Genomic DNA, 18,568 nt, shown 5'->3' with positions numbered 1-18,568 from the left:
TATAGAAGGGTTATAAAAAAGTTTTAAAGTTGTGGACCAATAAAGAAATGCAATCGGATCGGATTATTCTCATTCGAAATACCAGAGGCAATATCGAGACGAATCGGTCCAATTGGTGATCTCCAGCGAATACCGACACCCACACTATATTCTGTTGGATTGCTAAACTGTTTGTCGTAAGCATTACCAAAATCCGAGAATATGGCCGCACGCCAGCCATCTTTAAATTGGTAATTATATTCTAATGAACCAACCCCTAAAGCTTGTCCACCCAACTTATAGCCATTTTCTTCTGGAGATAAGCTCTTATAGTCAAAACCACGTAAAGACTGATCACCACCAGTAAAGAAACGTAAGTTATAAGGCACTTTATTAAAATCATCGGTAAAAATATAGCTTGCATCGCCACGACCAACAAACTGGTGATTGTCATTTTCACCTAGTGAATAAATAAAGCGCCAGCCTGCACTTACAATCGCCATATTGGCATCGGACAATAATGATTCTGTACCCAGTTCAACTTTATATGTTTGTTTAAACCCTTTGGTTGGATTCAAACGGGTATTGCTATTGGTTTTAGAAGCTTCATATCCGAGAAGCAAGGATTCTTGTTCCGAATCAATACCAGATACTTTAAATGCATCAGGTAATTCATCAATATCAACATCGCCTTTTTGAGTTAAACGGTCTAAACGATAACGCAAGCCAAAAGTATGTTGCCAGTCGCCGAGTGGATTTTTGATGACACGCTCACCACCCACGACCGCAGACTCGGTCAGCAAGTTAACATCTGGACCGATATCATCACGCGTTTCACGCTCGTAACCACCCACAAGGTTGAAATAATCATTTAACGGATGTTTATAAGGAATGCTGTAACGACCATCAATCGACTGACGGATTTCAGAAACCTCGACGTTAGCATCAAAAGAATGGCCATATTTATTGACAATCGCTCGGCGGTACTGGCTACGAATACGCGCCCCAGTATCCGTGCCATAACCAATACCTGTCTCTAAACTATTTAAACGGTCAGCATTCAGAGTGACGACCACAGGAATTTTCTGATCGATACGTGCTTGCTCTTCTTGTTTTTGACGCGTTTCATCATCTTCATCATGCGTTGGCATTGGCATTGAACGGGCTAAAGAATAAGCCTGTGCCTGTTCACCGCCTGAGAATTGCGACTCATCCACAACATCCTGAGTGACTTCTTCCGCCGAGGTAATTTTTGCTCGTGCAAGATCAGCCTTTTGCTGACTATTTAACAACTGTGATTGTTGAATACGTTGCTGATCGACCAAAGCTTGCAAATCTGGCGGTAACTCAAGTGGCGGCTGAATGGCATCCGGCTTGATCGTATCCACCAGCGTATAGTTAAAATAACGGGTATTGGTTAAGTTATTTGCAAGAGCATTGACACGCCAAAACGCATAGTCATCATCTTCATTCCAGGGCGCCAGACTATCCAGCACTTTCTGCGTTAAAGGTAATGGCTTGCTCGGATCACTCATCCGATATTCTACTTTCTTCAGTTTGTAACGATCACCTGTTTCATATTTCAGGTTAATGTCTGCGGTTTTCTCAGGCTGGCTGATCTTCACATCGTGCAAGCGCCAGAACGCATCAAAATAACCATTATCTGTCGCAACAGTCGTGATTTTGTTTTTTGTCTCTTCATATTTTCCATGGTTAAAAATATCGCCTTCATCCTGCTCTGGAATCAAACGAATCACCTGGAATTGAGGAATGTTTGCACCCGCACCCGTAAATTCAATATTTTGTTCTTTAATTTTGACGGGTTCATTCGGCACCACAACAACCTTAACTTTACTCTCGCTTTCTTTCACAAAAGTATAAGTGGCATTGTAATAACCCACTGCTTGTGCTGCCTGATTGGTCAAAGCACGTAATTGCGGCAAAGCAACATTAAACTCTTCAAAAGATTCCTGAGTAAAGCTGGATAACTTGGCCTTGATATTTGCAGCCAGAATTGGCGGTGCGCCCGTAACATCAGCCGTAATACGAGGCACTTTATCTGTATTCAGCAGATTCTCTGGACGCAAGCGATGCCAGATTCTTTTAAAGAAACCTTCTTTTTCAGCAGTCTGCTCTGTTTGCGTCTGAAATTCAGGTAAGGTTCGTCCCGCCTCATTGGCTTCTACCACAATCTTGCTGTCAGTCTGGATATCACGCATCAACTGATCAATATTGACAGGCGCACTTTTAATTTCAGTCAATTCAGATTGAGAAACATCACTTACCGAGACTTCAGGGGTTTTAGCGGTATTTTCGCGATAGTTCTTTGCTTCATTCTTTGCGTCTTCTGCGACACGAAAGATTTCATTTGCCATCGATTGATCCACAGGAATCACCGGCAAATTCTCTAAATTATCATCCAACTGAATCGGTTTTAACTCATCAATCTGATTTGCAGACTGTTCTTGCTGCTTTAAAGCCGTCAAACTGTCCTGCACAGACAACGAATTTTCTTGATCATTTAAAAGCGCTTGTTGCTGCTTCATCAAAGCAGTTGCCGCATTGGCCTGTTGTTCGGCCTGATCTGCTGTCTGATTTTCAGTCGGGTTTAAAATTTGATCTTGCGCATAAGTAATTGATATACAAGAAGTAATTAAAAAACCACTACAAATAAGTTTAGGAAAACCCTGCATTTTAAAAATTAAATGCATAGAATGAACCAGTGTTGACTGTTTAAACTTCGATTTAGATGGCATGTAGAACTCTAAACTTATTTTTTAATTTATCATTTTTGATGGCTGAAACAACTTCAAATCTTTGATTTTTCATCCAATCAGACAGTGATATCATACATGCATTTCATCACATTTTTACAGTTCGTCACATTTTTTTATAAATCACAATGAAGTGAACACACGATGAAACAAGATGAGCGCTTAATGACATCACGTCGGTTTGCCCCGATGTTTTTCACGCAATTTTTTGGAGCACTGAATGATAATGTTTATAAACAAGCGCTTCTGTTAGTCATCACTTATGGTTGGATTCAACAACAAAGCGCGCCCGTCAGTACTTTAAATAATTTAGCGGCGTTACTGTTTATTCTTCCTTACTTCTTCTTTTCAGCTACAGCTGGGCAAATTGCAGATAAATACGAACGCTCACAGCTTATTCGCTTCATTAAAATATTAGAAATTGTCATCATGTTGATTGGTACAGCAGGTTTTTTGCTAGGCAATCTTTGGCTGCTTTTATTTGCCCTATTTTTAATGGGAACACATTCCACCTGTTTCGGGCCGATCAAATATGCAATTCTGCCTGAAATTTTAAAGCCACAAGAGCTGATGTCTGGTAATGCCTTATTCCAGTCAGGTACATCGATTGCGATTTTACTGGGGATGATTCTTGGTGGTGCGGTAATTGCTTCTTCTGAAGGTAATCTGCTCTGGATCAGTGTAACTGTGGTGACTATTGCTTGCTTAGGCTATTTGTGTAGTCGTTTTATTCTGCCACAAAAAGTCGCTGCACCAGATCTTAAAATTGACTGGAATTTTTTGCGTACCAGTTTTCAAACTATTAAATATGCCAAAAGCATCCCCATCGTATTTGTAATTTTGCTAGGCAATTCTTGGTACTGGTTTTATGGTGCAACCTACCTGACCCAGATTCCACAACTCACACAGCAAAACTTACATGCTTCTGAAAATGTGGTGAGTCTGCTTCTGACCTTCTTCTCGGTTGGTATTGGTGTTGGTTCTTTACTTTGCAGAAAAATCGGCGGTACCGAAATCAATATCAAAATGGTGCCCTATGGTGCGATTGGCTTAACTGTTTTTGCGTTGTATCTTGCAGCAAGTCTGACATTTGTACCTGAACGTACTGGTGACCTGCTCACGTTAAAAGATATGTTTACGCAAGGTGCCGTCTATTATCACGTTATGCTTGCCGTTACGTTACTCGGGATTAGCGGCGGTTTTTATATCGTGCCTCTTTATGCCATGATGCAGGCCTACTCACCACGCTCACACCGGGCGCGTGTTGTTGCAGCAAACAATATCTTAAATGCTGTATTTATGGTCTCTTCGGCAGTTTTTTCAATTTTAATCTTAAGCATTTTAAAAATTGATATTAAAATCTTATTCACCATTACTGCTGTTTTAAGTGCAATTTTCTCATTCTGGTTATTAAAACGACTCAAACCATTATTGGAAAATGCGCCCAATACTTTAGAGGATTAATATATGCGTCAATACACAGGTCTCGATAAACTTATTAATTCTTTTGATCAGGCTTTACGTAGTCTGGTACCTGGAGCAACCAGTGCTCAACGCTCAAATCCAGCCAGTGATGAACCTTCACAACTCTGTGTCAGTGATGCACGCCATGTTGCAGGCTTAATGCGCGTTAACCACAGTGGTGAAGTGTGTGCTCAAGCGCTTTATCATGGACAGGCATTGACGGCAAAGCTGCCACACGTTCGTGAAGAAATGCAGCATGCTGCGATCGAAGAACAAGATCATTTGGCGTGGTGTGAAGATCGTTTAAAAGAACTGGATAGCCATACCAGTGTATTGAATCCAATCTGGTATGGATTGTCTTATGGCATGGGTGCGATTGCAGGCATTGCAGGCGACAAATACAGCTTAGGTTTTGTCGCTGAAACTGAACGTCAGGTGAGCCAGCATTTACAAGAACATCTCCAGCAATTGCCAGCGCATGATGATCGTTCACGTAAAATTCTTGAACAGATGAATGAAGACGAATTGCATCATCGTGATACCGCATTGAATGCAGGTGGAGTTGATTTACCCGTGCCTGTACGCATTACCATGACCGCAATTTCAAAATTAATGACAAAAACTAGTTATTATTTATAAACTCGTCTAGGGAATTATGACTTCATAATTCCCTTTTTTCTGCTCAATTTTTCATAAAACTCTTATAAAAGATCAGCGAAATACAATTTTCCCTTTATCTGTCGAATAACGGTCAGACCAGAAACTTTGTGGTTGCTTTTCCAGATCCGTAAAAATCGTATAGTTAATTTTGCCTTGTCTAAACTCAAACTGACCATTTTTTTGAGTTGCGGCTACTCTGGTATCATTCACCCAGACACGCTGTTGCTGGTCAATTCGAATGGTTGCCAAGGTTGTTCCATCTGATCTTTCAGCAATCCATTGTGGTTGATTGACACCATTCTCAGGCGCCGCAACTGCATCTGGCGCTGTAAATCCAACCTTCATATTTTCTTCTGCTGTTTTATTAATATCACAACCTTGCGCTTCACTCAGTTGCGTACAGCCTGAACGTTCGAGCTGTTCTCTATATTTGGCATCAATGGCATAAGCAGAGTTCATGACAACACATGCCATCAGTCCGACAGTAATAAATTTGATTTGCATGATGCATCCCTTGCGATTGATCAGTTAAATATTTAAACATTGATCTCGGCATGGGTCTGTAATTTAAATGTTTAATCCCAAAAGCAAACAGCCTGTGACCGAAATCACAGGCTGTTTAAAACCATATTTTCAACTTAATTTAGACCATGTTCTACTTTGAAACGTTCCATATTTCGTACGGCGTCATGATAACGCGATTGTACGCTGCTGCTATTGATCCGTAGATCATATAAACGCTTCTTATAATCATCCCGAACTTTAGAAGAAAGATCGGTACGTTCCAGCTCTTTTAAATACCGATTCATCTCATTCTGTGAACGGCTGAACTCCGAATCGGCCTGATAATATTCGTTGGCAGCCTGATAATAAGGTCGTAATGATTGGCGTTTTTCAACAGGACAAACTCGGAAATCCCCGCGGCCTTCTAACGCTTCACTGAAAATATTTTCAGGCTGACAATAATAGCCTAGACCTTGTTGATAGCCTTTTTCATAGAGACTCTGATTAGGGACAACATTGGCTTTCTGGCAAGATGAATAATACTTATCTAAACGTGATTCATGCCCAGCCGAACCATCTTTTTCACCCACGCTTAACCAGTTGGCAGTTTTACATTGCTCAACACTCATAGCTGCACAACCAGAAAGTAAAACCATCAAAGTCGATAAAATTAAAATATTTTTCATGAAAATGTTCCTAATTATTATGCGATTACATTCAAATACATTACATTGTAATGACAGGATAGTTCGCCTTTTGATCATAGCTTAGATCAGCATGTTGCCATAAATCAAATAGAGGAATTTTCACATCCAACGCTAAAGGTAATTTTTTAGGATTAAACTGCATATTTTCTAAGGTATGTCCCCAAGCAATCACATCAATATCCAGCGTGATCTGATGCGAAGGACGAGTACGCCCTGATTGTTGTTCCAGCCTTTTTAACAGTTCAGTAATTTCATCAATACTCAGTTGACTTGTTAATAGACAGGCCGAGTTCCAGTAATCAGCCCCGATCCCATCTCGACATGGAATTTCATAAATCGGAGAAAACACCACTCTACCGAGTTGAGCAATTTGCTCATAAGCAAAAGTGAAATTTTGTTGCTGCTGGAGATTACTCGCCAGTGCGAGCGCAAAAATTGTTTCTGTTGCGTTCAAGGCGAATTCCTACTGCATTAGCTTGAGCAATAATTGCGGGTTTACGAATCGTGATCGTGATCGACTCAATAGAAGGAAAAGTCGTAAATAGACACTCAAGAACCAAATGAGCAGCATGCTCAATCAGTTTTGGTTTTGCTGTTTGAATCACTTGTGCTGCAAGCTCACAGATTTGAGCATAGTTGAGCGTATCTTCCAGCTCATCCGAGTTTGCAGCCTGACTAAGATCATTATGAATGGTGAGATCTAGCATTAAAGGTTGAATAATCTGGCGTTCCCAGTTGAAACAGCCGATCACAGTATCAACTTTTAACCCTTCAATAATAATGGCATCCATAATGACCTATTGAACCGATAAATAAATTAATGCTTTAAAAAAGAAGCAGGTTCAATATTGTGAACCATTTTCAGACGTTGGTCAGCATAAATATCGGTATATGGCGCAAGAACACGCATGAAACGATCAAAATATAACATTTGCTTGAATAATAACGCAAAGTCACGCGGGAATTTGATGCCATGACGTTCGCCCACAGCCACCATATCCATCATGATATCATTCAGGTCTGCTGGATTCGAACTTAGAATTTCTTGTGGATCTGCCAGCAATACACCACTAAACAAACGTTCGAGATCATCGGCCAATACTTGCGTATCAATTTTTTGATGCGTCATGCCCATCTTGAGCATATTCTCAGCCATCGCAACGTAGTTGGTGTGCTGCAACGCATCCATAAATGCCATACATGCTGTCCAGACTTCTGGTTTTAACTGACCGACAATACCAAAATCGATAAAGCCAATACGACCATCTTCAAGCAACATCAAGTTGCCTGCATGTAAGTCTGCATGGAAACTCTTACATAACATCAAGCTACCAAACCAAGTATTCATAGCCGTAATCAGAACTTGGGTTGGGTCTTTAGCATATTGTTTGACTACGTCAAAGTCCGTCAATGGCACACCATATAAACGCTGCATGGTTAGTACACGGCGGGTTGAAAACTGGTGATACACCTTTGGTGCTGTCGCAGCCTGATTGCCTGAGATATTCAGATACTGGATAAAGTCATCCAGATTTTGTGCTTCTTCGATAAAATCAACTTCACGTACCATGCGTGTCTTAATTTCATCTACAATTTCAGACAGTGAAGCAAATTTGATTTTAGGCACTGCTTTTTCGAGTAACTTGGTTGCCCAATGCACCACATTCAAATCGGTATAAAGAATCGTTTCAACGCCAGGTTTCTGAACTTTTAAAACGACATCTTCACCTGTTACCAATCTTGCTGGATGCACTTGCGCAATCGAAGCAGAAGCCAATGGTTTTTCATCAATAAAACTAAAAATTTCATTGAGATTTCGACCCTCAAATTCTTCAGCCAAGACCTTTTGAATATAGCTAAAAGGTAAAGTTGGCGTTTGATCTAGACAGCCCTGAAATTCCTGAACATATTCTCGCGGGAATAAAGACGGCGTACTGGCAATAAACTGGCCCAACTTAATATAAGTCGAACCAAGCGACTCAAAGGTCTCACGCATGAGCTTGGCATTGCTTGGTTTTTCAGTTGCATATTTCACACCTGCTTGTGCTGCAACCACCACTGTTTCACCAATACGTGCAACAGAGCGTAATCCATCGAATAAAATATTTCTTTTCATAATCTTTCTTGCCTCACAGATGGCATTAGTTTAGCAAATTTTGCTCATTTTACCGATCAAGTTGCCTGACAAACTGGACAATTTACATCTTTTTCAAATTTAAGAATGCGTTGCGACAGGTTTAAGCCATTCCAGAGCAACAGTTTTTGCTTAAGTGGCGTCAAACCTAACCCTAAAAACAGCAAAGTGTGATGTGCTTGTAATGACGCTATCATTACAGGTGTAGTTGCCAATACACCAGACTCAGCACAGCGCAAGCCTTCATTGGCATGCTCTTCTTTAGGAAATAGGCATTCATAACAAGCTGAATCTGACTCAACCATAAACATCTGCCCTTCAAAACCAATCGCTGAAGCACTGATCAGTGGCACTTGGTGTGTTTTACAGACACGATTCACCAGATAGCGCGTGGTAAAATTATCACAACCATCTAACACTACATCCTGATGCTGTACGAAGTCATCAGCATTCGTTTCATCGAAACGTATATTTTGATAGCGGACTTGTATATGTGGATTAATGGCTTGTAGATGTTTTGCCAATATTTCGGCTTTGTATCGGCCTAAATCATTTGAGGTAAATGCAATTTGGCGTTGTAGATTACTCATCTCAATGGTGTCGGCATCGACAATAGTAATTTTTCCCACTCCAGCACGAGCCAGCAGCTCGGCACTGGTACAGCCGATTCCACCTGCGCCGATAATCAGTACATTGGCAAGTTTTAGTTTTTCTTGTGCTTCAATATCCCAACCATCTAATAAAATCTGACGACTATAGAGATGCATTTCCTCATTACTAAGCTCAAATTCGTTTTCAAAATGGTCTGACACGTGGCTACTTCTTTATCTTCAAGATAGTGCTGATTCTAAGTCGATGCAAGACTTGAGGAAAGTAATAAATTTTATCTAAACGCATTTTCTTTCGACCAAGCTTTGTTTTTACCCCAACAATTCGATCGAACTTTAATAGCTGAATAAAATCAAAAACTTATAATATCGACTAAAAACTTTAGGTATTTATCCTTTTTTAATTATAACTTTATGTTTTAACGTAAGTTATCTATTATATTTTATAGTTGACTACCGTATAGGTAGTTTAGAAGAAGTTGTTTCTGACGCCAAGCCTGTATTGATTGTTGACTATCGCATAGATAGTTTAGAAGTTACAAAAAAAGCTAAGCTAAAATTCCCTTAGGTTGACTATCGCATAGATAGTTTAGAAGAGCTGGTAACGGATATACACCTGGTTCTAATGGTTGACTATCGCATAGATAGTTTAGAAGTTATTCAAATATTCGTAGCATAATTCCATTGCGTTGACTATCGCATAGATAGTTTAGAAGTCTCTGACTGGATTTTCCCAAGCGCGCAAGAGGTTGACTACCGTATAGGTAGTTTAGAAGTCTAAAGTGTTCTTGGGGAGATTTGCACCATGGTTGACTACCGTATAGGTAGTTTAGAAGCAAGTGGTTATACGGAAACCATGTTCAATGGTGTTGACTACCGTATAGGTAGTTTAGAAGGAATTGGAAGGCAAAAACATGGTATATGTTTTGTTGACTACCGTATAGGTAGTTTAGAAGGTGAGCAACTTCATCAATTCAGAAACGGCCAAGTTGACTACCGTATAGGTAGTTTAGAAGTCTAAGAATTGTTTGAAAGCTTCGTTAGTCGGGTTGACTACCGTATAGGTAGATTATGTTCACCCATATAAAAATGACCTTAATTTTTTTGAACGATTAAGGCCATCATTGCTATGGTCAGGTCAGGCAACAAGATTTCAAAAATACCTTAGCCATAAATTTATCTATCATCCATTATTTTCTAAAATTCAAATACACTTAAAAACACTACTTCCGATCATGCATCATTTCATAAGATTGCGCTCTTAACACATCCTCTTTAGTTCCAAAGGATTGATTCCGCAACTGATTAATCGACTGTTGTTTACTGGCATCACTCGCATCACTTTTTAAAATCTGGTCGCGCTCAGCCAAATAACCATTGACCTGTGTTTGCCAGCCTGCCTCTTCCTGATCCACCTTTTCGAGACGATCTGCAGCTTCTGGCCCTAACAGACTTTCACGCATATTACGAAGCTCTTGTGCAGAACCACCTTTCTCACGGATCTCCTGCGTCAATTGCTGTAACTCAGCAAATTGCATAGAAACCCGAACACCATCCGACATCGTACTAGGAAGCTGATCAATCAGTTTTGCCAATTCAGCTGCTTTTTGCTGTGCAGTTAAAGTCTTATTGGCATGGATACGCATCTGCTCAATATTAAACTGATTTAATTTACGTTCATTGCCAAACAAGGCATTGATCTCAGCTGCATTAAAAAACTGCTGCTGGACTTTATACATCTGATCAAGGACTTTCTGAAAACCTTCAATATCACCCGTTTTAAAATTACCATTGGGTTTTAAATTTTTGAGGGTATGACTGTACGCCACATATTGATCTAACAAATAAATCGCATAACTTGAAGCCGTATCAGGTAGCGTCGCTGTTAGATATTGACGAATATCAGCGATCAATTCCGTTTCGGTTTTCTCGCCCAGACTTGAAAAGAAATAATCAAAACAACTACGGATTCCAACTGTCAGTACAAGTTTACCGTTGGCATCTACCTGAATTGGACAATCAATCTCGGTTCCTTGTAATGAAGCCGCCAGAACAGGTAATTTTCCTTTTTGATGATCTTGTGTTGCACCAGCAAAATTATGCTCTGAGGACTGTGCTTGAGCCTGCTGGTTCAATGGATGCGAAGTCGTTTGTGCATCGGGCTTAAATATCCAGTAAATCAAAGCCAATATCAGCAATAAACCGATAATTACACACAAACTGATGGTTTTATTATTTAAAAATTTACCGTTCATCATCCCTTGCTCTAGTTATCCTTTATTTTTCAATCCGTTTTAGCTAAAGGAGCAAATGCTGCCCCTTTAGCTTATTTATTATAACCCCTGATTTTTTAAACGATTGGCTTGTGCACGGTATGGCGTGACTGGATTTTGCAAAAACCCTACCAGACCTAATACCTGATTTACCTCATCCAAATGGTTAAATGCATAATTATCACGAATGACCGTGCCTAAATGGCTCGAACAACGTGGTACTAAACCGTCATTTTCACCTGAGATCAGTAAAGAGGTCGCTGTTAAAGCATAGTCCATCGGATCAGCTGCATTGGTAAATGGGCTGGTTCCACTCCATGAATAATAACGAACACCATTCACCAGTTCGGCACCAGATCCACACGCTGTGGTTGGTACACCTGCTGGGAAGCGTTTATTAAAGTCTGCTGAACCGCTGGTCGTGAGTGAGTTTAATCCTGCAATTGCATCTTGATCATAGTAATGACCAGAACCAATGCCGACCAATGAGAAGAAGGCATTTACGCCTGCCGCAATAATAGGTGCAAGTGCTGGGCCAGCAGGTGATTTAACAACTGAATCGACCACATCTGCAACATCTGAACCTTTAGTTGGACCTCCTACTGCTGTTACTGAAGCAATCTTATTCGGCAATAAGCTTGCTACATAACGAACCGATTGTGAGCCATGACTATGGCCAATTAAATTGATTTTTTCAGCACCTGTAATTGCAAGCACCTGTTTTGCCTGTAGCAGTAGTTGTTCACCGCGTACTTCTGATGAATTAAAAGAAGCTTGCTGTGCAACAAATACATTGGCCCCGTTTCCAACCAGATCTTCAGTAATCCCGTTCCAGTATTGCAATGGGCCAACCGCTGAGAATCCAGCCATACCGTGTGCCAATAGAATAGGATACTTGGTTTTTGCATAACTGGAGGTAACATTGGTACTACCGCCGACTGAGCAACCGTTCACATTACAGTTTTGCCATGAGGCTTTAGGTGATAGAAAATCAAACAAACCTGCATGAACAACGGTTCCACTACTAATAAACATGCCTGCCATTAACGCTATAGCATTTAAATATTTCTTTTTCACGTTTTTGCTCCGAGCATTTTTCATTTTTATTACAAAGTGTTAGTCCTATAATTTTGTATGTGGAATCATTCCTAGCATACAAAAGGGATATCCAATCGCCCTCCTTTAATATTGTTTGATTTTTAGACTAAAGCAAACTGCGCCAAAATCATAACAATTCAGGCCAAAATTACGACTGATTGATAAAATTCCGATGAATGTACATATCCAAAGCGAATGGCATGGATTTCCACTTTACGCATTCTTAAAAAGGTTCTACGCGAGACACAATGAAAATATAAGCATCGATGTATATGAGAACTTTATATCTGCTTTGAATTTTCACACAAAAAAACACAGAATCATGCTGCCTTTTTTGCTGTAGTGAACATGTTAAATGCAGAAAAATTGAATCTTATTTTTCCAGAGATTATGCAACAATAACCAGTCTTATCATCCTGCTGGATCGCGTATGAGTGCTCAAGACATTACAGCCGTTGAACTTCCCAAAGCCTACCGTCTATTAAATCATGGCCCTACCGTTCTGGTCTCTGCTCAGCATGAACAAGACACTGATGTGATGGCCGCTGCATGGGCTTGTGCACTAGAACTTACGCCAGCCAAAGTCACTGTTGTTCTAGACAAAAGCACCAAGACACGACAACTGGTTGAGCAAAGTGGTTATTTTGCACTGCAGGTGCCCTGCTATGCGCAAATTGATATGGTGCACCAACTCGGTACGATTAGTAAATTTGATCAGCCCACCAAACTGGCAGATTGCAAAACGGAATTGTTTTATCAGGATCCCTATCCAGTCCCGCTGGTCACAGGCAGTTTGGCATGGTTGATTTGCAAAGTGATTCCAGAGCCGCATAACCAGCAAGCACACGATTTATTTATTGGATCTGTGGTTGCAGCATGGGCCGACTCTCGCGTATTCCGAGATGGACATTGGCATTTTCAGGACGCTGCAAAAGAGTTGCGAAGCTTGCACTATATTGCGGGTGGAACCTTTTATTTGATTGGTGATGAAGTTAAAGCCAAATAATCAGCAAGGTCTTAGGCAATGATTTTTCAGCATTGCCTGCCTTATTTATTCAGCTTTCATCATTTCACGATACAAGGTATCTAGAAACTGCTGCTGTTTCTGATTGTCTTTAAAATAACGTTGATAATTGACACTACAGCTTTCTACATCGGCGATATTGGCTTTATTAAAAGACCAGTCCGTGGTGTCTTTGACTGTAATCCCTAAATCATCATCACAACTCTGCCACAATTGAGCAAATCGACTGCGCTGCTTTGCATCAAGTTGTTGAAAATCGGCATACACAGAAAAACCATGCATTTCTGAATTAAAAAATTTCGAAATCATGCTGACAGGCACGCCACCCCACATCATCGGTTGATCTTGAGGAAAACGAATATCTTTGAGTTTATCCTCAGACATTATTTTATCTTGCTCGCCTTCCTTTAAAAACTGGGTTTCATAAACCAAGGTTGTACCGACGGGCACCTGAATTTTTTTAACGATGCGCGCTTCGCGAGTTTTATAATAGGGATAATTCGGTGATGAATTTCCACCTGTTGGATTCATATTACCGACACAACCCGTTAGACTCAGGCCAAATAATGCAGCAATCATCAGTCTATATTTCATATCTAAATCCTTGAGCTATCGTTATTCTTATCAAGAAGCTGTTTCTTACCTTAGAGTCAAACCCATCAACACACAATATAAAATTTGAGAACGAAGATAAAAAAACAGTTGCAAGCACCAAGCTCGCAACTGTTCTGTAGATTGATTCAGTTTTTTTAAAAGCTTATTTTGGCGCCATACGAATCGCACCATCCAGACGAATCACTTCACCATTTAAATATGAGTTTTCCGCGATATGTGCCACTAATCGAGCAAATTCTTCTGGGCGTCCCAAACGTGAAGGATAAGGCACCATTTGCCCTAAGGCATCCTGTACGTTCTGCGGTAAACCTTTTAACATCGGGGTTTCCATAATACCCGGTGCAATGGTCATCACGCGTATTGCATGACGAGCAAGTTCTCGTGCAATCGGCAAAGTCATCGCCACAACGGCACCTTTCGATGCAGAATATGCTGCTTGCCCAATTTGTCCATCAAAGGCTGCAACCGAAGCTGTATTGACGATCACACCTCGATCTTCATCACCTTCCGCAACGGTATTCTTGCTCATGGCATCCGCCGCAAAGCGCAACATATTAAATGTGCCTGTGACATTGATGTGTAACGTTTTCGAGAACATTGCCAAATCATGTACGCCCTCTTTGCCCACAACTTTTGCCGAGGGGCCGATGCCCGCACAATTGATCAGGCCATATACACTGCCATGTTTGGCAAGTACATCTTTAAAAAACTGTTCCGCAGCTGCTTCATCGGTCACATCCAGTTTTACAAATTCTGCCTGTGCTCCCAATGCTTGTGCTTGTTGTTGTCCTGCTTCAACATTCATGTCGACCAAAGTGACTGAAGCACCTTTTTCAACCAAATGTTCAGCTGTTGCTGCACCTAGACCAGAGCCACCGCCTGTAATAACAAAATGTTTTCCCTGAATTTTCATTTACGTTTCCTATCAAATTAAAGATATAAATTTTTATAACTAAGCCTAAAGGCAACTTTTTTCCGATACAATTTCAAAAAGTAGCAAAGTTAATGCGACTTTTGAGCAGTCGATCTATTTATTCTCCTGTATTTCATGCTGATATGACCAAAAACTACACTCACGATCTTAATGCGGCCAAGGATACAATTTCAAATGCTTTAATTCGGGAAGCATTAAGCGTTGCTGCAAGTCGCGGTTTAAATATTGTCAGTATTGCCAATCGGGCTGGCATTTCTGCTGAGTTGTTAACCTCAAGCAAAGCTCGTGTTCCTGTCGCGCAGTGTGCCCAATTATGGGTAGAGCTGGCGGAGAGTATGAATGATGAGTTTCTCGGTATGGATACCCATCCCATGCGCCGTGGCAGCTATCAATTACTGGCAAAGCTTGCCTTTAATACTGAGATGCTGGAACAGGCAATTAAAGAAATTTTAAAGTTTTTAGCGCTGATTCTGGATGATATTCGCGGTGAACTGGTTCAGAAAGGTACTAAGGCTTATCTGATCCTGCATGATCGCGAACAACCAAAGCGGATGTTTACTTACTCGACCTTTCTGATGCTGGTTCACAGCTTAATGTGCTGGCTCAGCGATCAGCGCATTCACTTTCATAAAATGACGTTTAGATGCCATCCGCCTGTCGAAATACAGGATTATCGTGTCCGTTTTTGTGAAAATATCCACTTCCATGCTGAGCAAAACAGCATCGAATTTGATGCACATTATCTGAAACATAAAATCAAAAAAGACAAACAGGCACTCAATGATTTTCTTAAACATACGCCCTACAACCTGATTGTACGTTTTAAGAATGAAAATTCGCTGAGTCTACAAATACGTCGGCAATTATTACTACAACCACCTTCGGAATGGGCCGAACTCAAAGATATTGCGCAGCAGCTCAATATGTCGACAGCCACCATCCAACGTCGTTTAAAACAGGAAGGTGTCAGCTACCAGCAGCTGAAGAATGACATTCGCTGTGATATTGCAATTGAAAGGCTGAGCAAAACGGATGATTCAATTCAAAGTATTAGCGATGACCTCAACTTTCATGATCCCAGTGCTTTTCACCGTGCTTTTAAAAAATGGAGTGGTGTCAGTCCAGGCAGTTATCGCAAAACCTCTCCATTAAAGAAAAATAAACTGAACTTACTTGATGAGTAAAAGGAATTAAACCATGTATTTACCTGAAATTTTTGAAGAAAAAGACCCTCAAAAACTCTATCAGCTGATTCAGGATTATCCTTTTGCGACCCTTATCAGCCACAGTTCAGAAGGCTTGGATGCCCATCATCTGCCTTTTAAACTGATACTCGATGAAGAAAATCAAACAGCGACACTGATTGCACACATTGCCAAAAAAAATGCATTGCACACGCAAATCCCAAATGGCACAGAAGTCCTGATTATCTTTCAAGGTGAGCAAGGTTATATTTCACCGAACTGGTATCCAAGCAAACAACAGCATCATCAACATGTACCGACATGGAACTATCAGGTGGTGCATGTTAAAGGCAAAATTAATTTCTTATCTGATGAAAAAGCATTGCGCGGCATTTTGGCAAAACTGACACGTACACATGAAGCGAAACAGCCTGTTCCATGGAAAATGTCAGATGCACCTGCCGAATATATTACTCAGCAATTGCAAGGAATTGTGGGCATTGAAATTCAGATAACCGAGATCACAGGCAAATTTAAATTGAGTCAAAATCGGGAAAAATTAGATGCTTTAGGCGTGGTTGATGGGCTTGAAAAACACGGCAGTCACAATTTAGCAAAAGCCGTACAGCAATATATTAAAGATTAAGCAGACTTTTGACCTAAACTGACCCGATCATTGCCGCCATAATCCTTAATGGTCTGGATTTGCTCAAAACCTTGCTGCTCGAAGACCTGACGAACAGCTTCACCTTGGTCATAACCATGTTCAAGTACAATCCAGCCTTCTGGTTTGAGCCAGTTTTTACCTTGATCGATAATGATTTCGATATCTGCCATTCCCTGACGATCCGCAATCAAGGCACGCTCAGGTTCAGACTTGAGCTTCTGCATATGCACGTCTTCTGGATCAATATACGGTGGATTCGACACAATTAAATCAAACTGCTGCTCATCCAGTGCTTCAAACCAAGCACCACAAGCAAATTTCACCTGCATCAGACCATGCCGAACCGCATTTTCCTGAGCAACCGCTAAAGTTGGCTCATAAATATCAGTCGCCATGACTTGCCATTGCGGACGTTCACTCGCAAGTGCCAAAGCAATTGCACCCGTTCCCGTACCCAAATCAACAATCTTGGCTTGCTGATCCAGTGGCAGCTTCAACACTGTTTCCACAAGAATCTCAGTATCTGGACGAGGTACCAAAGTGTCATGGGTAACTTTTAGGTCTAAGGTCCAAAATGGCTGTGAACCAGTGACATAGGCCAATGGCTCACCCTGCTCAATACGAGCAAGACCATCCAGATAAGCCTGTTCCTGCATGTCTGTTAATTCTTGCTCAAGGCGTAATTTGAGTTCCAGCGCATTAATACCAAGAAGATGCTCAAGTAGCCATGCAGCCTCCTGACGTTCATAGCTATCAATTTCACCTTTAATCTCTAACGCTTGAGCAATATTCATTAGCCGCCATTTTCCTGTGCAAGCATCGCCAGCTGATCAGCCTGATATTCACGATGCAAGCTGTCCAGTAATTCGGTTAAATCACCTTCCATAATTGCATCTAACTTATATAAAGTCAGGTTAATACGGTGATCAGTCATACGACCTTGCGGGTAGTTATAGGTACGAATACGCTCTGAACGGTCACCTGAACCTACCAAATCACGACGCATTTCTGATGTTGCTGCATCTGCTGCTGCACGCTTGGCATTTTCCAGACGTGAAACCAATAATGCCATCGCTTTGGCTTTGTTCTTATGCTGTGAACGTTCTTCCTGACATTCCACCACAACCCCAGACGGAATATGGGTAATACGTACCGCAGAATCAGTTTTGTTAATATGCTGACCACCCGCACCTGATGCACGATAAGTATCAATACGCAAATCAGCAGGATTGATTTCAACTGTGGTATCTACATCGACTTCTGGAAGAATAGCAACTGTACATGCCGAGGTATGAACACGTCCTTGCGATTCAGTTGCAGGGACACGTTGTACACGGTGCGCGCCACTTTCAAACTTCAAGCGACCATACACACCTTCACCATCGATACGGCAAATGATCTCTTTATAACCGCCATGCTCACCTTCATTTTCAGAAAGCACCTCAATACGCCAGCCTTGGGTTTCAGCGTATTTACTGTACATACGGAATAAATCGCCCGAGAAGATCGCAGCCTCATCACCGCCCGTTCCCGCACGCACTTCAAGATAAGCTGCATTGGCATCGTTTGGATCTTTAGGAATCATCAACACATTAAGTTGATCTTCAAGCTCGACCAGAAGTGCTTTATTTTCTTTGACTTCTTCTTCGGCCATATCTTTGAAATCAGGATCTGATTTCATCATTTCGGCAGTTTCAATATCTTCTTCCGCTTGACGATACTTACTCCAAACTTCGGTGATTTCAGTTAAATCATTATGTTCACGGGACAATTTACGGAAACGTTTATTGTCCGAAATTACTTCTACATCAGCGAGTAATGCAGTCAGCTCTTCGTGACGATCACAAAGTTGATCGAGTCTTAAACGGAGTGATGCTTTCATGGGCGGAATATCTCAAAATCTAAAGACTCAGTGCGATCAAAATAGGGTTTGTTGACCTTTC

General features: G+C 41.0%; 19 protein-coding genes. 6 read left to right on the top strand and 13 right to left on the bottom strand.

Annotated features, from left to right (window positions below; translation table 11 throughout):
- Positions 1 to 23 precede the first annotated feature (23 nt).
- A complete protein-coding gene (locus tag EC846_RS03000) occupies positions 24 to 2,735 on the bottom strand; it encodes an autotransporter assembly complex protein TamA (RefSeq protein ID WP_123774138.1) in 2,712 nt (903 codons plus the stop codon).
- A gap of 162 nt (positions 2,736 to 2,897) precedes the next feature.
- Here EC846_RS03000 and EC846_RS02995 point away from each other — a divergent pair, with 162 nt between their 5' ends.
- Together EC846_RS02995 and coq7 are read left to right on the top strand one after the other, a co-directional pair.
- On the top strand, positions 2,898 to 4,217 hold the full coding sequence (locus tag EC846_RS02995) for an MFS transporter (protein WP_123774136.1): 1,320 nt from the start codon (positions 2,898 to 2,900) through the stop codon (positions 4,215 to 4,217).
- A 3-nt stretch (positions 4,218 to 4,220) separates the two neighbouring features.
- Positions 4,221 to 4,856, top strand: a complete 636-nt coding sequence (coq7, locus tag EC846_RS02990; RefSeq protein WP_005258021.1) for a 2-polyprenyl-3-methyl-6-methoxy-1,4-benzoquinone monooxygenase — start codon at positions 4,221 to 4,223, stop codon at positions 4,854 to 4,856.
- Between the two features lie 72 nt (positions 4,857 to 4,928).
- On the opposite strand, the gene EC846_RS02985 is transcribed toward coq7, so the two are convergent.
- The 6 genes from EC846_RS02985 to EC846_RS02960 form a co-directional block, all read right to left on the bottom strand.
- The gene (locus EC846_RS02985) at positions 4,929 to 5,381 is read right to left on the bottom strand and encodes a hypothetical protein (protein ID WP_123774134.1); all 453 of its coding nucleotides are present in this window, start codon (positions 5,379 to 5,381) and stop codon (positions 4,929 to 4,931) included.
- A 134-nt stretch (positions 5,382 to 5,515) separates the two neighbouring features.
- Positions 5,516 to 6,067: a DUF2799 domain-containing protein gene (locus EC846_RS02980; RefSeq protein ID WP_123774132.1), complete on the bottom strand. Its 552-nt coding sequence runs from the start codon at positions 6,065 to 6,067 to the stop codon at positions 5,516 to 5,518.
- 40 nt (positions 6,068 to 6,107) lie between these two features.
- The gene (locus EC846_RS02975) at positions 6,108 to 6,542 is read right to left on the bottom strand and encodes a 2-amino-4-hydroxy-6-hydroxymethyldihydropteridine diphosphokinase (RefSeq protein ID WP_123774130.1); all 435 of its coding nucleotides are present in this window, start codon (positions 6,540 to 6,542) and stop codon (positions 6,108 to 6,110) included.
- Positions 6,499 to 6,879 carry a dihydroneopterin aldolase gene (folB, locus tag EC846_RS02970; protein WP_062846206.1) on the bottom strand — a complete coding sequence of 127 codons (381 nt, stop codon included), beginning with the start codon at positions 6,877 to 6,879 and terminating at the stop codon, positions 6,499 to 6,501. Before folB ends, EC846_RS02975 begins: the two co-directional genes overlap by 44 nt.
- 26 nt (positions 6,880 to 6,905) lie before the next feature.
- A complete protein-coding gene (locus tag EC846_RS02965; protein WP_004772617.1) occupies positions 6,906 to 8,204 on the bottom strand; it encodes an ABC1 kinase family protein in 1,299 nt (432 codons plus the stop codon).
- A gap of 56 nt (positions 8,205 to 8,260) precedes the next feature.
- Positions 8,261 to 8,989 (bottom strand): HesA/MoeB/ThiF family protein, encoded by a 729-nt coding sequence (locus tag EC846_RS02960; RefSeq protein WP_227610468.1) that lies wholly within the window; start codon positions 8,987 to 8,989, stop codon positions 8,261 to 8,263.
- 646 nt (positions 8,990 to 9,635) lie between these two features.
- Here EC846_RS02960 and EC846_RS18610 point away from each other — a divergent pair.
- Positions 9,636 to 9,851, top strand: a complete 216-nt coding sequence (locus EC846_RS18610; RefSeq protein ID WP_416332307.1) for a hypothetical protein — start codon at positions 9,636 to 9,638, stop codon at positions 9,849 to 9,851.
- A gap of 202 nt (positions 9,852 to 10,053) precedes the next feature.
- On the opposite strand, the gene EC846_RS02955 is transcribed toward EC846_RS18610, so the two are convergent.
- Positions 10,054 to 11,085 (bottom strand): lipase secretion chaperone, encoded by a 1,032-nt coding sequence (locus tag EC846_RS02955; protein ID WP_123774553.1) that lies wholly within the window; start codon positions 11,083 to 11,085, stop codon positions 10,054 to 10,056.
- A 78-nt stretch (positions 11,086 to 11,163) separates the two neighbouring features.
- Entirely contained in the window at positions 11,164 to 12,180 is a 1,017-nt protein-coding gene (locus EC846_RS02950; RefSeq protein WP_123774128.1) for a lipase family alpha/beta hydrolase, read from the bottom strand.
- A gap of 451 nt (positions 12,181 to 12,631) precedes the next feature.
- Here EC846_RS02950 and EC846_RS02945 point away from each other — a divergent pair, with 451 nt between their 5' ends.
- Positions 12,632 to 13,207: a flavin reductase family protein gene (locus EC846_RS02945; RefSeq protein ID WP_123774127.1), complete on the top strand. Its 576-nt coding sequence runs from the start codon at positions 12,632 to 12,634 to the stop codon at positions 13,205 to 13,207.
- Positions 13,208 to 13,252: 45 nt separating this feature from the next.
- Here EC846_RS02945 and EC846_RS02940 read toward each other — a convergent pair whose 3' ends face one another.
- The gene (locus EC846_RS02940) at positions 13,253 to 13,819 is read right to left on the bottom strand and encodes a hypothetical protein (protein WP_123774125.1); all 567 of its coding nucleotides are present in this window, start codon (positions 13,817 to 13,819) and stop codon (positions 13,253 to 13,255) included.
- Between the two features lie 163 nt (positions 13,820 to 13,982).
- Positions 13,983 to 14,753, bottom strand: a complete 771-nt coding sequence (locus EC846_RS02935; protein ID WP_004772629.1) for an SDR family NAD(P)-dependent oxidoreductase — start codon at positions 14,751 to 14,753, stop codon at positions 13,983 to 13,985.
- Positions 14,754 to 14,896: 143 nt separating this feature from the next.
- Here EC846_RS02935 and EC846_RS02930 point away from each other — a divergent pair, with 143 nt between their 5' ends.
- Entirely contained in the window at positions 14,897 to 15,958 is a 1,062-nt protein-coding gene (locus tag EC846_RS02930; protein ID WP_123774124.1) for an AraC family transcriptional regulator, read from the top strand.
- Positions 15,959 to 15,971: 13 nt separating this feature from the next.
- Positions 15,972 to 16,604 carry an FMN-binding negative transcriptional regulator gene (locus EC846_RS02925; protein ID WP_123774122.1) on the top strand — a complete coding sequence of 211 codons (633 nt, stop codon included), beginning with the start codon at positions 15,972 to 15,974 and terminating at the stop codon, positions 16,602 to 16,604.
- Here the strand turns inward: EC846_RS02925 and prmC are convergent.
- Both prmC and prfA read right to left on the bottom strand, forming a co-directional pair.
- On the bottom strand, positions 16,601 to 17,419 hold the full coding sequence (gene prmC / locus EC846_RS02920) for a peptide chain release factor N(5)-glutamine methyltransferase (protein WP_004772633.1): 819 nt from the start codon (positions 17,417 to 17,419) through the stop codon (positions 16,601 to 16,603). The genes EC846_RS02925 and prmC overlap by 4 nt on opposite strands.
- Positions 17,419 to 18,507, bottom strand: a complete 1,089-nt coding sequence (prfA, locus tag EC846_RS02915; RefSeq protein ID WP_123774120.1) for a peptide chain release factor 1 — start codon at positions 18,505 to 18,507, stop codon at positions 17,419 to 17,421. The genes prmC and prfA overlap by 1 nt, the downstream gene beginning before the upstream one ends.
- Between the last annotated feature and the right edge of the window lie 61 nt (positions 18,508 to 18,568).

It is taken from the genome of Acinetobacter sp. BIGb0102 (assembly GCF_003815055.1).
Taxonomy (GTDB): Bacteria; Pseudomonadota; Gammaproteobacteria; order Pseudomonadales; family Moraxellaceae; genus Acinetobacter; species Acinetobacter vivianii.
This window is presented reverse-complemented; position numbering and strand designations above follow the sequence as displayed.

Bases quoted from the DNA above. Each gene is read 5' to 3' on its own strand.
- EC846_RS03000 (WP_123774138.1), bottom strand. From the start codon at position 2,735: ATGCCATCTAAATCGAAGTTTAAACAGTCAACACTGGTTCATTCTATG.
- EC846_RS02995 (WP_123774136.1), top strand. From the start codon at position 2,898: ATGAAACAAGATGAGCGCTTAATGACATCACGTCGGTTTGCCCCGATG.
- coq7 (WP_005258021.1), top strand. From the start codon at position 4,221: ATGCGTCAATACACAGGTCTCGATAAACTTATTAATTCTTTTGATCAG.
- EC846_RS02985 (WP_123774134.1), bottom strand. From the start codon at position 5,381: ATGCAAATCAAATTTATTACTGTCGGACTGATGGCATGTGTTGTCATG.
- EC846_RS02980 (WP_123774132.1), bottom strand. From the start codon at position 6,067: ATGAAAAATATTTTAATTTTATCGACTTTGATGGTTTTACTTTCTGGT.
- folB (WP_062846206.1), bottom strand. From the start codon at position 6,879: ATGGATGCCATTATTATTGAAGGGTTAAAAGTTGATACTGTGATCGGC.
- EC846_RS02965 (WP_004772617.1), bottom strand. From the start codon at position 8,204: ATGAAAAGAAATATTTTATTCGATGGATTACGCTCTGTTGCACGTATT.
- EC846_RS02960 (WP_227610468.1), bottom strand. From the start codon at position 8,989: ATGCATCTCTATAGTCGTCAGATTTTATTAGATGGTTGGGATATTGAA.
- EC846_RS18610 (WP_416332307.1), top strand. From the start codon at position 9,636: ATGGTTGACTACCGTATAGGTAGTTTAGAAGCAAGTGGTTATACGGAA.
- EC846_RS02955 (WP_123774553.1), bottom strand. From the start codon at position 11,085: ATGAACGGTAAATTTTTAAATAATAAAACCATCAGTTTGTGTGTAATT.
- EC846_RS02945 (WP_123774127.1), top strand. From the start codon at position 12,632: ATGAGTGCTCAAGACATTACAGCCGTTGAACTTCCCAAAGCCTACCGT.
- EC846_RS02940 (WP_123774125.1), bottom strand. From the start codon at position 13,819: ATGAAATATAGACTGATGATTGCTGCATTATTTGGCCTGAGTCTAACG.
- EC846_RS02935 (WP_004772629.1), bottom strand. From the start codon at position 14,753: ATGAAAATTCAGGGAAAACATTTTGTTATTACAGGCGGTGGCTCTGGT.
- EC846_RS02930 (WP_123774124.1), top strand. From the start codon at position 14,897: ATGACCAAAAACTACACTCACGATCTTAATGCGGCCAAGGATACAATT.
- EC846_RS02925 (WP_123774122.1), top strand. From the start codon at position 15,972: ATGTATTTACCTGAAATTTTTGAAGAAAAAGACCCTCAAAAACTCTAT.
- prmC (WP_004772633.1), bottom strand. From the start codon at position 17,419: ATGAATATTGCTCAAGCGTTAGAGATTAAAGGTGAAATTGATAGCTAT.
- prfA (WP_123774120.1), bottom strand. From the start codon at position 18,507: ATGAAAGCATCACTCCGTTTAAGACTCGATCAACTTTGTGATCGTCAC.